A 14,425-nucleotide genomic window follows, 5' to 3' on the forward strand; every position below is an offset into this window, starting at 1 on the left:
CGGGTTCTTCACCGGCACCTGCCCTCCGAAGAAGGCACCATCGGGGCAACCAGTTCCCACTGGGCATCGGAAAGAACGGAATAGCGCGATTTCACCCATCAATCATGCAAACACGCTTCGACGCCGATTAGGAGAGACGCCCTGGAGTGCCAATAACGGCGCAATAACGGCGCGATAACGGGGATGGGGGTTCACTGAAAAAGCATATCGAACACTTGCAGCTTGATGGGGTTCTTGGGGAGAAAAGCGATGCTCACTGATCGAATCCGCCATTCCCTGGCGACCCTGACCAAGCTCATGGCAGGGGAACGAGGAAGAACATGGCGATTATTAAGGATCCGCACCTGTTCAACGAGCAGAGCCTGTTCGTCGACCTGGAAGGGGTGCTGGGCTGGCGCCTCTACCTGAAGATCGAGGGGTTCAATTTCGCCGGCTCAATCAAGCTCAAGCCCGCGCGGGAGATGGTCGAGCGCGCCGAGCGGGAGGGGCTGATCGGCCCCGGCTCCACCCTCGTGGAGTCCTCCTCGGGCAACCTCGGCGTCGCGCTCAGCATGATCGCCGCCAGCAAGGGATACCGCTTCGTGTGTGTGATCGATCCGCGCTGCAACCCGGCAACCCGGCAACTCATGGAGTCGCTCGGAGCACAGGTAGACCTGGTCACCGAACCGGATCCCGTCGACGGTTTCCTCGGAGCCCGGCTCAACCACGTGCGGGAACTGTGCGCGTCCGACGAGCGGTACATCTGGCTCAACCAGTACACCAATCCCGGCAACTGGGGAGCGCACTACCGCTGGACTGCCCCCGAGATCTCCAATCAGTTCCCCCAGCTGGACGTGCTATTCGTGGGAGCCGGGACAACGGGGACCTTGATGGGCTGCGCGCGGTACTTCCGTGAGCACCGGCCCGACGTCCGGATTGTCGCGGTCGACGCCGCAGGATCGGTCTCGTTCGGCGGCCAACCGGCCACCCGCCTGATCCCGGGACTCGGCATGGGCGTGCGGCCTCCGCAGCTCGACGAGTCCTTTATCGATGACGTGGTGATGGTCGAAGAACCGGACACGGTGCGCGCCTGCCACCGCCTCGCGGCCGCCGGCTTCATGCTCGGTGGCTCCACCGGGACCGTGGTCCACGGTGCCATGTCCTGGCTCGCCGGCCACGACGCCCAGGACCTGACGGCGGTGGCCATCTCCCCGGACATGGGCCGTCCCTACCTGGACACTGTCTACAACCCCGACTGGGTGCACGATCATTTCGGGGCCGAAGCGCTAGCAACCGCCGATGTGACAGGGGCTCCGGGCCGACGGTCCGACCCGGTGTCGGAGCCACAGCACACAGCACCCGTGGCCGATTATGCCGCCACCGCCGCACTAGGGAGTTTCCTGCAGTGAAAGTGCGCCTCGACAACCTGCAGGGCGCTCCGTGTTCCACACCTCCCACGAATCCCCCCATTCCTGGGACAACCGCGGCTCCGGCCGGGAACGGCTCTCCAGCCACGCCGGCCACGGGTGCGGCCGTTGCCTTGGAGCGCCGGCTGGCCGATCTTCTCGCATCGGTGGTGGAGAAGGACAACGTCCCCGTGGACGCCAACTTCTTCTACGAATTGGGCGCGGACTCGCTGGTTATGGCGAAGTTCTGCGCCAGGGTGCGCAAGCAGCCGGATCTGCCCCAGGTGTCCATCAAGGACATCTACCAGAACCCAACGATCTCGGCTCTGGCCGCGGCCCTTGCACCGGCGGAAGAGGCGGCGGCGCAAGTGCAGGTGCAGGACCGGCTGGCCGAGGTGCTGTCCGGCGTGCTGGACGTCGAGCACGTGCCGGTGGATGCCAACTTCTTCCAGGACCTGGGCGCGGACTCGCTGGTTATGGCGAAGTTCTGCGCCAGGGTGCGCAAGCAGCCGGATCTGCCCCAGGTGTCCATCAAGGACATCTACCAGAACCCAACGATCTCGGCGCTGGCCGCGGCCCTTGCACCGGCGGAAGAGGCGGCGGCGCAAGTGCAGGTGCAGGACCGGCTGGCCGAGGTGCTGTCCGGCGTGCTGGACGTCGAGCACGTGCCGGTGGATGCCAACTTCTTCCAGGACCTGGGCGCGGACTCGCTGGTCATGGCGAAGTTCTGCGCCAGGGTGCGCAAGCAGCCGGATCTGCCCCAGGTGTCCATGAAGGAGATCTACAGCAACCCGAATATCTCCGCGCTGGCAGCGGCCCTGCAGGTTCCCCCGCAGCAGGATAAGGAGACGGAGCCCTCGCCGGCCGTCGCCTCCGTTCCGGAGATGCCGCCGCCTATGGACGCACGGACCTGGGAATATGTCGTCTGCGGCGCCCTGCAAGTGCTCGTCTACATCGGCTATTGCCTGCTCGCCGGACTCATCACGGTCGTGGGGTACCTGTGGTTGTTCCCGAACGCGGCGTCGGGTAACCACGACTGGTTGAGCCATGGCACGCCCTTCTGGGAGCTCTACTTCCGATCAATTGCCTACACCGCTGCGACGTTCGTACTGATGTGCATTCTGCCGGTGGCCGCCAAGTGGATTTTCATTGGGCGCTTCCAGCCCAGGGAGATCCGCATCTGGAGTCTGGCCTACTTCCGGTTCTGGCTGGTCAAGGCATTGATGCGCACCTCTCCTCTCTCGCTGATGGCCGGTTCGCCGCTAACCACCTTCTACCTGAGGGCCATGGGGGCAAAGGTCGGCCGCAACGTGATGATCATGACCAATCGGCTGCCGATCTGCACCGACCTGCTGACGATCGGCGAGGGGACGGTGATCCGCAAGGACGCCCTGCTCAACGGATACCGTGCCCACGGCGGAGTCATCCAGTTGGGTGGGGTCACGCTGGGCCGGGACGTGATCATCGGCGAGGGGAGCGTCCTGGACATCGACACGTCAATGGGTGACCGCTCGCAACTTGGCCACCGGTCCACTCTCTACACCGGCCAAACCGTGCCCGACGGCGAGCGGTGGCACGGTTCGCCGGGCAGGCCCGGGACTGCGGACTACGCGACGGTCGAGCCGACGCCCTACCGGCCGTGGCGGCGGGGATGGTTTGCCGTGTCCCAGCTCCTAAGCACGATCGGGTTGGGCCGCACTATGTGGGGACTGGTGATCACGCTGGTCATCCTAGCGAACCCCAACATCGCGGGCCTTCTGGAGCCGAAGGAGTGGGCGTTCACCAACTGGGTCTTCTACGCGGACGCCATCGCCTACGCCGGACTGGCCGTTTTCGGTGGAACGGTCGTGGCGTTGGTCCTCATTAGGACCCTGCCGCGGCTGCTCCAACTCGCGCTGAAGCCCGACACGGTGTATCCGCTGTTCGGGCTGCGTGACGCGGCGGCACGGGCGGTTTCCAAGATGACCAACAGTCCCATGCTCGGGGCCTTGTTCGGCGACAGTTCCTACGTAGTGAACTACGTGCGGGCGATCGGGTACCGCCAGCCGCAGGTCCAACAGACGGGCTCGAATTTCGGCACGGGGTTCAAGCACGACAACCCGTTCCTTTCGACCATCGGCACCGGCACGATGATCGCCGACGGGGTGTCATTCATGAACACCGAGTACTCGGCCACGTCGTTCAAGCTCAGTGGTGTGGCGATCGGTGCTCACAACTTCCTGGGCAACGCCGTTCTGTACCCCGCCGAAGCCAAGACCGGGGACAACTGTCTGCTCGCGACCAAGGTCATGGTCCCCGTCGACGGGCCGGTGCGCCAGGACGTGGGCCTGCTCGGATCGCCGGCGTTCGAGATCCCCCGCTCCGTGCTGCGGGACACCCTCCCCGAGGAGCAGAGGAGCCGCGCCGACCTCCGCCGGGACCTGGCGGCCAAGAACGGCCACAACCTGCGCACCATGGCCCTCCTGATGCTGGCACGGTGGTTCAACGCCACGCTGGCCCTGCTGGTGATGTTCGCCGGCCTCGAACTGTCCGACCAATTCGGTTTCCTTGCCATCAGCGCGTCGTTCGTCGTGATGCTCGTGCTCGGCGTGCTGGTCCCCATCGGCATTCAGCACCTCGCAACAGGGTTCCGGCGGCTCCGGCCCCAGCTGTGCTCCATCTACAACCCCTACTTCTGGTGGCACGAGCGGTACTGGAAGCTGCAGGCCCAGAGCCGGTACGCGGCGCTCTTGAATGGAACCCCGTTCAAGGCACTGTTCTGGCGTCTGCTGGGTGTGCGGATCGGCTCCCGGGTCTTCGACGACGGATGCGGGATCGTCGAGCGGTCCCTGGTGACGATCGGCTCCCGCTGCACGCTGAACAACGGCACCACGATCCAGTCCCATTCCCAAGAGGACGGGATGTTTAAGTCCGACTACAACGTCATCGGAGACGACGTCACGCTCGGCGTCGCCGCCTTTGTCCACTACGGCGTGACCATTGAAGACGGTGCCGTTGTCACCGCCGACTCCTTCGTGATGAAGGGGACGACCCTCTCTCGGGGAACCCTGTGGGGTGGCAACCCGGCCGAAGAGGTCCGAACTGCCGCCATGTTCCCCGTCGCACTGGAAAGGCCCGGATCATGACCACTACCTCTGCGCTTACCTGCCGAACCGTTGCCGACCACTCGGGCCCGGGCGACGACCGGACTGCCCCCGCAGGTGCCGCGCCGACGGCGATTCCCAGGTGGACACAGGACCGCCAGCGGGGTCAGGGGCGGGTCGAAGTGACGGTTCCCGAGGAACTGCGCCAGGCCGTGCGGACACTGTCCCGCACGCTGGACGCGACCCCTGCGTCGATCTGGATGGCAGCTCATGCACGGGTGCTCCAGGCGCTGTCCGGTGAAACAGAGGTCACCATCGGCTGCATGGACGCGTCGGGGACCTGGCCATGCGAACTCGATCTGGGACTAGGCTCCTGGCATGCGCTGGTCTCCGCGGCGCGCATCCGGCAGGTCCAGGCCCACGCCGAGCGGGCCGGGGGGCCGCAGGCGGGGCAGCCGCCGGCTTCCGGGACGTACGAGGTGGTACTCAGCACCCACCATGACGAGGATTCCGAGCTCGCGGAAGGCCTCGTCCTGGGAGTGTCCCTCCGCGGCGCAGCTGGCGACGCGTTGAGCCTGCGCTACCGGCGCAACGTCCTGGATGAAGGCGCAGCCCTCCGGATCGCCGGCTATCACCTCGCCGCACTCCGCCATCTGGTCGCCGAACCCGAGGCGGATCCTGCTGACGCCGACCTCGTCGGCCTGGATGAGCGGCGCTTCCAGCTCGAGCAGCTCGCCGGGCCCGAGCGGCCTCGGCCCCAACGCCGCTTCCACGAGCTGTTCGAGGAGCGGGTCCGGCAGCATCCCGAGCGCATCGCGGCGGTCCAGGACGCGCGGGAGTGGACGTACGCGGAGCTGAACGCCCGCGCCAACCGGGTCGCCCGCGCCCTGCTCGCGCGGGGGCTGCGGGCGGAGGACATCGTGGCGGTCGTCGCCGAACGGGACCTGGAGTGGATGGCCGCCGTCATCGGCATCTTCAAGGCCGGAGGCGCGTACCTGCCGCTCGAACCGCACTTCCCAGCCGACCGAATCGCCAGAACGTTGACCCGTGCCGGGGCTCGGGTGGTGCTGAGCGAAGGCGGCAGCACCACCACGCTTGACGTGGCACTCGACGGGATGTCTGCAGTGACGAGGCTTCTGTTCGAAGACATCGAGGCCGAGGGGCACGCCGCGGACGATCTCGGCATGGACGTGCAGCCGGACCAACTCGCCTACGTCTACTTCACCTCGGGCTCCACCGGCGAACCAAAGGGCGCGATGTGCGAGCACGACGGAATGCTGAACCACCTGTACGCCAAGATCGAGGACCTGGGGATCGGCCCCGGCGACGTCGTCGCCCAGAGTGCCCCCCAATGCTTCGACATCTCGCTGTGGCAACTGGTCTCGGCCCTGCTCGTCGGAGGCCGCACACTCATCGTGGAGCAAGACAGCATCCTCGACGTCGAGAGGTTTGTCGACACAGTGAAACGGGGCGAAGTGGCGGTCTTCCAGGTCGTCCCGTCATACCTGGATGCAGTGGTGGCGTATCTGGACGGCAAACCCCGGGCCCTGCCGCACCTCCGCTGTGTCTCGGCGACCGGGGAGGCCCTGAAACGTGAACTGGTCCGCCGCTGGTTCGACGTGATGCCGAACGTTAAGCTGGTCAACGCCTACGGACTGACGGAGACCTCGGACGACACGAACCACGAGGTGATGAGCGCCGCGCCTGCGGGCGGCTCGGTGCCACTGGGCCCGCCGATCCCGAACGTCCGGATCCACATCGTCGACGAGCAGCAGCGGCTCGTGCCGCTCGGAGCGCCGGGCGAGATCGCCTTCTCCGGGGTGTGCGTGGGCCGCGGCTACATCAACGACCCGGAGCGCACGGCACAGTCCTACTTCACCGACCCCTACGTGGCCGGTTCGCGGCTCTACCGGGCTGGCGACTACGGCCGCTGGTCCCCGGACGGCAAGCTGGAGTACATGGGCCGGCGGGACAACCAGGTGAAGATCTCCGGGTTCCGCATCGAGATCGGCGACATCGAGAACGCGCTGTTGCGGGTTCCCGGAGTCCGCGACGGCGCCGTCGTCGTCGGCGAGAGTGCCGGGCAGTCCAAGTTCCTGGTGGCCTTCTACTCCGGCAACCGGCCCCTCGAGGTCGATGAAATCCGCAACGGGATGGCTACGCGGGTACCAGGCTACATGGTTCCGTCGGCGTACAGGTGGCAGGAAAGCCTGCCCCTGACCGGAAACGGGAAGATCGACCGGAAGGCATTGACCCGCATAGCGGGGGAGGTCGTTCCCGAGACCGGCGCCGCCACGGAAGCCCTTTCAGCCACTGAGCAGCGGCTCGCCGAGGCATGGGCGACGGTGCTCGGCCTACCGGCGGGCCGGATCGGCAGGCAGGACTCGTTCTTTGCACTGGGCGGGACCTCGCTGTCCGCGGTGAAGCTCGCCGTCCTGCTCAAGCGCGCGGTGTCGATCAAGGACATCATGCAGACGCCCGTCCTGGCGGATCTGGCGACCCTGCTTGAGGCCTCGTCCCTGACGGGCGCTGCCGTTCCGTCCGCCCCGCGCGCGGCGGGAGCCGCGGCGGAGCCCGACTCCATGGCCCCGGTGGGAGGGCCGGTGGCCAATCCCACCCGCTACCCATAAAACGAAAGGACCTCTGATGTCGACTCCTTCACCCAGGATCCAGTTCGAAGTGGAACGCCAAGCCGGACGGGCGCCGCTGCTTGTCGTCGAGAACGGCCACGACCCCGTGCGGTGGGCCGACGAGAACCGTGAGGCGCTGCGTGCGACAGTGGATGAGCACGGCGCCGTCCTGGTCCGGGGCCTGGGCCTTCGTGATCCAGCCGAAGTGGCCAATGCCTTCCAGCGGTTGGTTCCAAGTGGCCTCATGCCGGACCGCGAGGCTTTCGCCACCAGGCAGCCCTACTTGGACGGCGTGTACTCATCCCTCACGTGGCCCGCGAACCAGCCCATGTGCATGCACCACGAGCTTAGCTACGCGCTCGAGTTCCCCGGACTGATGCTCTTCGCCTGCCTTCAGGCACCCCGCGTCGGTGGGGTGACCGGTGTGGCGGACGCCCACGCCGTGCTCGACGCCATACCCCAGGACATCGTCCGGCGGTTCGAAAGCGAGGGGTGGCTGCTCGCCCGAAGTTACAACGAGGACATCGGTGCCACCTACGAGGAGGCGTTCGGGGTCTCCGACCGCGCCGACGTCGAGAGCTACTGCCGGGCACACGAGATCGAGTTCGAGTGGCAGCCCGACGGGGAGCTGCGCACCCGGCAACGGCGCCCTGCCGTGGTTCGGCACCCGGAGACCGGCCAACGCTGTTGGTTCAACCAGGTCGCGTTCCTGAGCGAATGGACGATCGCACCCGAGGTGCGGGAGTACCTGCTGGACGTCTACGGTCCCGACGGGCTGCCGTTCAACACCCGCTTCGGCAACGGCGAGCCGATCGGCGAGGACATCGTCGCCCTTCTGAACGAGGTCTACGAGGCCCACACCCTTCGAACCCCCTGGGAGACGGGGGACCTCATGCTGGTCGACAACATCCGCATGGCCCACAGCCGCGAGGCGTATGAGGGACCTCGGGAGGTCCTCGTCGGTATGGCCGAGCCGCGCAACATATTCGATCTCGATACCCACACCCAGGACGGTGCACGATGACAGAATTCGCCACTTCCCCAGTCGCAGCGGCCGTAGAGCCGAAGACGGTTCCACCTTTCGCGGTCATTGCAGGGGCCCAGGTACAGCAGGTGCTCCAGGGGCGGGAGAAGCAGATCGTTGAGCTGGTCGAGCAGACCTACCGGGTGCATGCAGCTGGAGACTCGGTGAACCCCCCGTCCTACTTCCTGCGCTTCCCGGACCGGCCCACCTCGCGCATCATCGCCCTGCCCGCCTCGATCGGCGGACAGGTGGACGTTGACGGCATCAAGTGGGTCTCCAGCTTCCCGGACAACGTGGCGTCGGGGATTCCGCGCGCCTCAGCGGTGTTGATCCTCAACGACCGGGCGACGGGCTACCCCTTCGCGTGCATGGAGAGCTCCATCATCAGCGCCTCCAGGACGGCTGCATCGGCCGCCGCGGCCGCGGACTGGCTCAGCCGGGGACGCGGGCGTCCCAGACGCATCGGGTTCTTCGGCGTTGGCCTCATTGCCCGCTACATCCACACCTTCCTGAACGCGACCGACTGGTCCTTCGACGAGATCGGGGTGTTCGACCTCTCGGGCGAGAGCGCGGAGGGTTTCAAGGGCTATCTCGAACGCAGCGGCACCCGGGCCCGGGTGACCGTGCACGACGGCCCCGAGCAGCTGATCAGAAGCAGCGACCTCGTCGTTTTCGCCACGGTGGCGAGCCGGCCGCACGTGTCCGACACGACGTGGTTCGCGCACAACCCGCTGGTGCTGCACGTGTCCCTGCGCGACCTGGCCCCGGAGATTCTGCTGGCGTCGACCAACATCCTCGACGACGTCGACCACTGCTTGAAAGCCGGGACGTCGGCCCACCTCGCGGAGCAGATGGTCGGCCACCGGGACTTCGTGGACGGCACCTTGGCCGACGTCATGGAAGGCAAGGTCTCGCCGTCGGACGACCGCCCCATCGTGTTCTCGCCATTCGGCCTGGGCGTGCTCGACCTGGCAGTGGGCAAGTACGTCTACGACGAACTTGCCAGCAGCGGCCAGCTCCGGGTGGTCGAGGACTTCTTTTCCGAGTTGCGTCGGTACGGCTAACCCTGTGCGGCGCCAACCGCATTCATCGATTCGCACCCACCGAGGAGTGACACAATGTTCTCGTTACCGCAGATGCTGGGGAATGTGTCCAAGGCCTACGTCCAGTCGCCTGATGACTGGGCGCGGTCGGTCACAGACGTCCTGCGGGACGCCGCGATCTACCACCAGGCCGGAAACGGCTTCTACCGCGCCCAGTGTGACGCGTTGGGAGTCGATCCCGCCGCGATCAACGACATCAACGACCTGCAAGACCTGCCCTTGTTGCCGGTCGGCATGTTCAAGCGTCCCGACGCCCAGGTGCTGCTCACCTGCTCCCTGGCCGACGTCGAGACCGAAACCCGCTCCAGCGGAACCCGCGGTGCCCCCTCCGTCGCCCCCCGCAACAGCGAGACATTGACCCTGGCGCTGATCGGCCTGATCGGGACCTACCGGGAGTTCTTCAGCCTGTCCGGGGGCGCGGGACTTTTCTTGAACCCGTCGGACCCCGAAGCCTCGGAGATGGGACTGCTCAAGGACTTGAACATCCTGAACAGCGTCTTCGACCACCACGCATACCTTGTTGCCGACCAGGCGTTCGACGTCAGCGAGGCCCTGGAGCACCTGCGCCGGTGGAAGGGCCACATGACCCGGCACATCGTCGGTCCGCCGTTCCTCATCGGCCGACTCCTCCGGTTCGTCGAACGGGAGAAGATCAATGTGCACTTGGACCCGTACAGCATGATCATTACTCTCGGCGGGTGGAAGCGGTACACGGCCGAGGCCATCCCTGACGAAGGCTTTCGGGAGCGGTGCCACGACTTGCTCGGCGTGCGCACGGAGAACGTGCGCGACATGTACGGGCTGATCGAGTCGAACATGCTCGCTGTCGAATGCCACCTGCATCGCAAGCACGTTCCGCCGTGGTGCTACATCTCCATCCGGGACCCTGGTCAGAGCGGCATGGAGCTCGCCCCGGGGGAGACCGGCACCATCGCCGTACTGGACGCCCTCAGCACCAGCTACCCCGGTTTCCTCCTCACCGACGACATGGGCGACGTCGAGACGGGCACCTGCGGGTGCGGCAGAACCGGCCAGGTCATCAACTTCCGCGGCCGGGGGCACGGCGGCGGGCTTGGCCACTGTCCCGTCAGCATCGAGCGCTACCTCGGTTCGGCCACCACCACCAACGATGAGGCGCCGGCTCTCGTGAAGGCCTGAGTTCGCTGCGGCTCAGCCGGCGCCCTCTTCTGTTGCCGCGCCCTGGGCGAGGCCGCCCTCGATGCCGCCGAGTGAGACCGTCGCGCTCATGAGCGTTTCGGTCATCTGCTCCAGTACGGCCATGTCGACGTTCTGGATGGTGTCGCAGGCCCGGTGGTAGCACTCGTCGTACTGCTCCCCGGCCTGCCCGCCGAAGGTGCGCGCCTCGGCCTCGCTCTTGGTCCCCGCGTCGCCGGTGAACAGGCCCCCGGCCGGGATGCCGGCCTTCACGAACGCGTCGTAGTCCGAATCCCCGATGAACCCGAACGGCAGCGTCTGGACCCCCTCGGCCCGCAGGATGTCCTGGAACACCCGTTCGATGGCGCCAGACCCCTCGGGCCCGGCCTCCTTGCTGTCCGAGCCGTCGCCGTCGTACACGAAGGCCACCGCGTTCGGTGAGCCCACCACGTCGACGTTCAAGTACGCGACGTGCGAGGCGGCCTCCTCGCGGGAGAGTTGCTCGACGTAGTATTCCGAGCCGTGCATTCCGTCCTCCTCGCCGCCCCAGAACGCGAACCGGATCCGCTCCCGCGACACGGCGCCCTCCTCCGCGAGCCGCAGCGCGACCTCGAGCACCGCGGCGACCCCGCTGCCGTTGTCGTTGAGCCCGGGTCCCTCCTCGACCGAGTCCAGGTGCGCGCCGAGTACCAGCATGCCGCCGGTGCCACTGCCGGTGTCGGTCAGGATGTTGAACGCGTCCACGGGGTTGCGCCGGCCGTAGCTGAACTCCTGCCGCCGCGGCTTGTACCCCGCCGCACGCAACTGCTCCTCAACGTACGCCGCGGACGCCTCGTAGCCCCTGGTGGCGTCGGCCCGGTTCCCACCATTCGCGTCCGCCGCCGCCTGCAACGCCTTCAGGTGCCGGGTCAGCGCACTGGGCTCCACTACTTCCTGCACGAATGAAGGGTCCGGCGGGGCCTCCACCCTCACAGGCGGCCGTGGCTCGCCAGAACATGCGGCAACACCGCCGGCCAGTGCCGCGCACAGCGCAACGGTCCACAGCCGGGTGCGGTGATGAGGATGGTTGTGGAAACGCTGGGGAACGGATTCTGCACGTCGCATGTGGTTTCTCCCCAAGTCTGCGTCCTGGTCGCTGGTGGCAAATACTACACTTCGGCGGTCCGCCAGAAACAAGCTGCAGCCCACAGCGGCGGTAACCATCGTCTTTCGAACCGTTGCGGAACACCGGCGGCGCACCGGGTGTGCGCCAACGCCGCGGCCATGTCCATCCATCATGCCCTCCGTGTCGCTTGCGATCCTTGGACGGCCTACACTACGGAAACGTCGCCGGACGTTAGATTGGTTCCACATAAGTGTTTGCTGTGTTTCATCGCTTTCGCAGACATCGGTCCGAGGCATCCTTGCCCCGCAGGCGGACCGGGAGCGCCATTATGGTGTTGGCGGCAATGCCGCAGTCAGTGCTGCCGACGGCGAGCGGGCCGTCGGCGCTGGAGATTTTCAGCGTGACCGTGCTGGGGCCTTGGCACACCAGCGCGATGCGGTACCTGCCGGGCGCGGCGGGCGTGAACTCGAGGGTTCCCTCCTTGCCGGGGCGATGCCGCCTGCCGCGCGGGTGGCCCCGGCGTCTGCCAGAGTTCCTTGCCCAGGGCCTTCTCTGCCCAGTCCAGATGCTCGCGCTCAATTATGACCGGAGTGGACGGCGTGGCGGGCGTATCCCCGGGTGCTTCTCCGGGCACCTGCACACGCGGACAGTGACATAAGCAGGGCCGCTGCTGCACAGGTGCGGATCGTCGAAGGGAGGGCCATGGCGGCAGCCCAGCAGCCTTCAAAGCGAACGCGGCGGCAGCTTCGCAGTGTCGGCGGCACCCAGCTGGCGACGCCGATGCTGCGGCGAAGTCCCGTCCGGGTTGAACGTGGCCTCGACGGACTTCATCCGGTGGTACTGCTCTCCGGCTCAGCAATGTCACCGGCACCCATGGCTTCGTACATCGATTCGTAGACGGCCCTCACCGGCCTGTCGGTCACGGTCGGCTCCGACGTCGTGCCAGTGGGGTGAGTTCGTGTGCGCCGTAGCTGTTGTCGTCGGGGTTGACGGTGACGCCGGGCGCGACGAGCTTGTCGATGCGGTCCAGGATTTCGGTAGGCAGAGTGACCTCGGCGGCGGGGAGGTAGGACCCCAACTGCTCCATGGTGCGCGGTCCGACGATCGCGGCCGTGACGCCTGGATGGTTGATCACGAACGCAATGGCCAGTTCGATGAGCGTAAGCCCGGCCTGTTCGGCCAGCTGGGCGAGTTCTTCGACGATGTCGAGCTTGCGCTGGTTGGCTGGGCTTGTCATATCGAAACGGGCGCCCGGGCGGGCACTGGAGGTGGGCGCGGATGCGGAGTCTTTCCGCCACCGTCCTGAAAGCCAGCCGCCGGCCAGCGGGCTGTAAGTGAGGGTGCCCATTCCGTGGCGCTGGACGGCGGGCAGGATGTCTTCTTCGATGCCGCGGACCAGGATGGAGTAGGGCGGCTGTTCGGTGACGAACCGTTCCAGGTTGCGCGCCTTCGAGGCCCATTGGGCCTCGACGATCTGCGATCCGGAGTAGGACGAGGAGCCGATGTACCGGATCTTTCCTTGGCGGACCAGGTCGGTGAGTGCGCCGAGGGTTTCTTCCACGTCGGTGTCAGGGCTGGGCCGGTGGACCTGGTAGAGGTCGATGTGGTCGGTGTTCAGGCGGCGCAGGGAGTTCTCGACTTCGCGAATGATCCAGCGGCGGGATCCTCCGCGCTGGTTCGGGTCCTCGCTCATGGGCATGAAGAACCTCGTGGCGAGGAAGACATCGTCGCGGCGCCCGGACAGCGCCCCGCCGACGATCTCCTCCGAGGCCCCGCCGGAGTAGACGTCGGCGGTGTCGACGAAATTGATCCCCGCGTCAAGGGCGCGGTGGATGATGCGGGTGCAATCGGCGCGGTCGTCGTTGCCCCAGGGGCCAAACATCATCGCACCGAGGCACAGGGGGCTGACCCGCACGCCGGTGCGGCCAAGGGAACGGTATTCCATAAGTGGCTTCTTCTTTCTGGTCAGGCTTCGGGGATGATCATCGCGAACCGCTCCGGGTGGGCCTCGTCGGGGTCCGGTCCGTTTCGCACGCCGGTGTCGAGCGCGTCGATGGATGCGAGTTCCTCAACGCTGAGCTCGAAGTCGAAGACGTCGAAGTTCTCGGCGATGCGGACAGGGTTGGTCGATTTCGGGATGGCCGAGCGGCCCTGCTGCAGGTGCCAGTGCAGCATGACCTGCGCCGGAGTCTTACCGTGCGCCTGCGCGATGGCGGCGATGACCGGGTCCTGCATGACGTTCCTCCGGCTCTCACCCCACCCGGGGTAGAAGGTGATCCCGCCGATCGGCGACCAGGCCTGGGTGACGATGCCGTTCCCGGCGTCGGCTGCCTGGACATCCGGCTGGGTGAAGTAGGGGTGCAGCTCGATCTGGTTGACCGCCGGGACGATGCCGGTTTCGGCCAGCAGCTGTTCCAGGTGGTGCGGCATGAAATTGCTGACGCCGATGGCGCACACTCGGCCGTCGGCGAGCAGGGCCTCCAGCGCCTTGTATGCGGCGATGGACTTCCCGAACCGGTCAGGAGCGGGCTGATGCAGGATGAGCAGGTCCAGGTGGTCCACGCCAAGCTTGCCGGTCGCCTTCTCCCAGGCATGCAGCGTCTCGTTGTAGCCGTAGTCGCTGACCCAGACTTTGGTTTCGATGAATACGTCCGTGCGGTCGACGCCGGAGCGGCGGATGCCTTCGCCGACCTCCCGCTCGTTGCCATACGCGGCGGCGGTGTCGATGTGCCGGTAGCCGGCGGCCAGTGCGGCCTCGACTGCGGCTGTTGTCTGTTCCGGCGGGCTTTGGAAGACGCCGAGCCCGAGTGCGGGCATGTTGACGCCGTTGTTGAGTGTGATGTTCATGGAATCCCGGTCCTGTCGTTACGGGCGGATGAGTACTTTGAGCGCTTCGCGGCCGGCCATGGCCCGGTAGCCGGTGGGAATCCTTACTAAGTT

General features: G+C 66.5%; 9 protein-coding genes. 6 read left to right on the forward strand and 3 right to left on the reverse strand.

What is annotated here, in order from left to right:
* Nucleotides 1–320: 320 nt before the first annotated feature.
* The 6 genes from sbnA (at nt 321) to LVY72_RS14785 (ending at nt 10,383) form a co-directional block, all read left to right on the forward strand.
* Nucleotides 321–1,388 carry a 2,3-diaminopropionate biosynthesis protein SbnA gene (sbnA, locus tag LVY72_RS14760; RefSeq protein ID WP_237822179.1) on the forward strand — a complete coding sequence of 356 codons (1,068 nt, stop codon included), beginning with the start codon at nt 321–323 and terminating at the stop codon, nt 1,386–1,388.
* A 2-nt stretch (nt 1,389–1,390) separates the two neighbouring features.
* Nucleotides 1,391–4,510 carry a Pls/PosA family non-ribosomal peptide synthetase gene (locus LVY72_RS14765; protein WP_308190822.1) on the forward strand — a complete coding sequence of 1,040 codons (3,120 nt, stop codon included), beginning with the start codon at nt 1,391–1,393 and terminating at the stop codon, nt 4,508–4,510.
* Nucleotides 4,511–4,650: 140 nt separating this feature from the next.
* Nucleotides 4,651–7,098 carry a non-ribosomal peptide synthetase gene (locus LVY72_RS14770; RefSeq protein WP_237822184.1) on the forward strand — a complete coding sequence of 816 codons (2,448 nt, stop codon included), beginning with the start codon at nt 4,651–4,653 and terminating at the stop codon, nt 7,096–7,098.
* A 16-nt stretch (nt 7,099–7,114) separates the two neighbouring features.
* Complete coding sequence (locus LVY72_RS14775; RefSeq protein ID WP_237822186.1) at nt 7,115–8,122, forward strand: TauD/TfdA family dioxygenase; 1,008 nt, start codon at nt 7,115–7,117, stop codon at nt 8,120–8,122.
* Nucleotides 8,119–9,186 carry a 2,3-diaminopropionate biosynthesis protein SbnB gene (gene sbnB, locus LVY72_RS14780; protein WP_237822188.1) on the forward strand — a complete coding sequence of 356 codons (1,068 nt, stop codon included), beginning with the start codon at nt 8,119–8,121 and terminating at the stop codon, nt 9,184–9,186. The genes LVY72_RS14775 and sbnB overlap by 4 nt, the downstream gene beginning before the upstream one ends.
* 54 nt (nt 9,187–9,240) lie before the next feature.
* The gene (locus tag LVY72_RS14785) at nt 9,241–10,383 is read left to right on the forward strand and encodes a LuxE/PaaK family acyltransferase (protein ID WP_237822190.1); all 1,143 of its coding nucleotides are present in this window, start codon (nt 9,241–9,243) and stop codon (nt 10,381–10,383) included.
* 12 nt (nt 10,384–10,395) lie between these two features.
* Here the strand turns inward: LVY72_RS14785 and LVY72_RS14790 are convergent, their stop codons facing one another.
* The 3 genes from LVY72_RS14790 to LVY72_RS14800 form a co-directional block, all read right to left on the reverse strand.
* On the reverse strand, nt 10,396–11,319 hold the full coding sequence (locus tag LVY72_RS14790; RefSeq protein ID WP_237822192.1) for a M20/M25/M40 family metallo-hydrolase: 924 nt from the start codon (nt 11,317–11,319) through the stop codon (nt 10,396–10,398).
* A 1,085-nt stretch (nt 11,320–12,404) separates the two neighbouring features.
* Nucleotides 12,405–13,430 carry an aldo/keto reductase gene (locus LVY72_RS14795; RefSeq protein WP_237822194.1) on the reverse strand — a complete coding sequence of 342 codons (1,026 nt, stop codon included), beginning with the start codon at nt 13,428–13,430 and terminating at the stop codon, nt 12,405–12,407.
* Nucleotides 13,431–13,450: 20 nt separating this feature from the next.
* Nucleotides 13,451–14,332, reverse strand: a complete 882-nt coding sequence (locus LVY72_RS14800) for an aldo/keto reductase (RefSeq protein ID WP_237822196.1) — start codon at nt 14,330–14,332, stop codon at nt 13,451–13,453.
* Nucleotides 14,333–14,425 lie beyond the last annotated feature (93 nt).

Source organism: Arthrobacter hankyongi (assembly GCF_022012395.1).
Classification (GTDB): domain Bacteria; phylum Actinomycetota; class Actinomycetes; order Actinomycetales; family Micrococcaceae; genus Crystallibacter; species Crystallibacter hankyongi.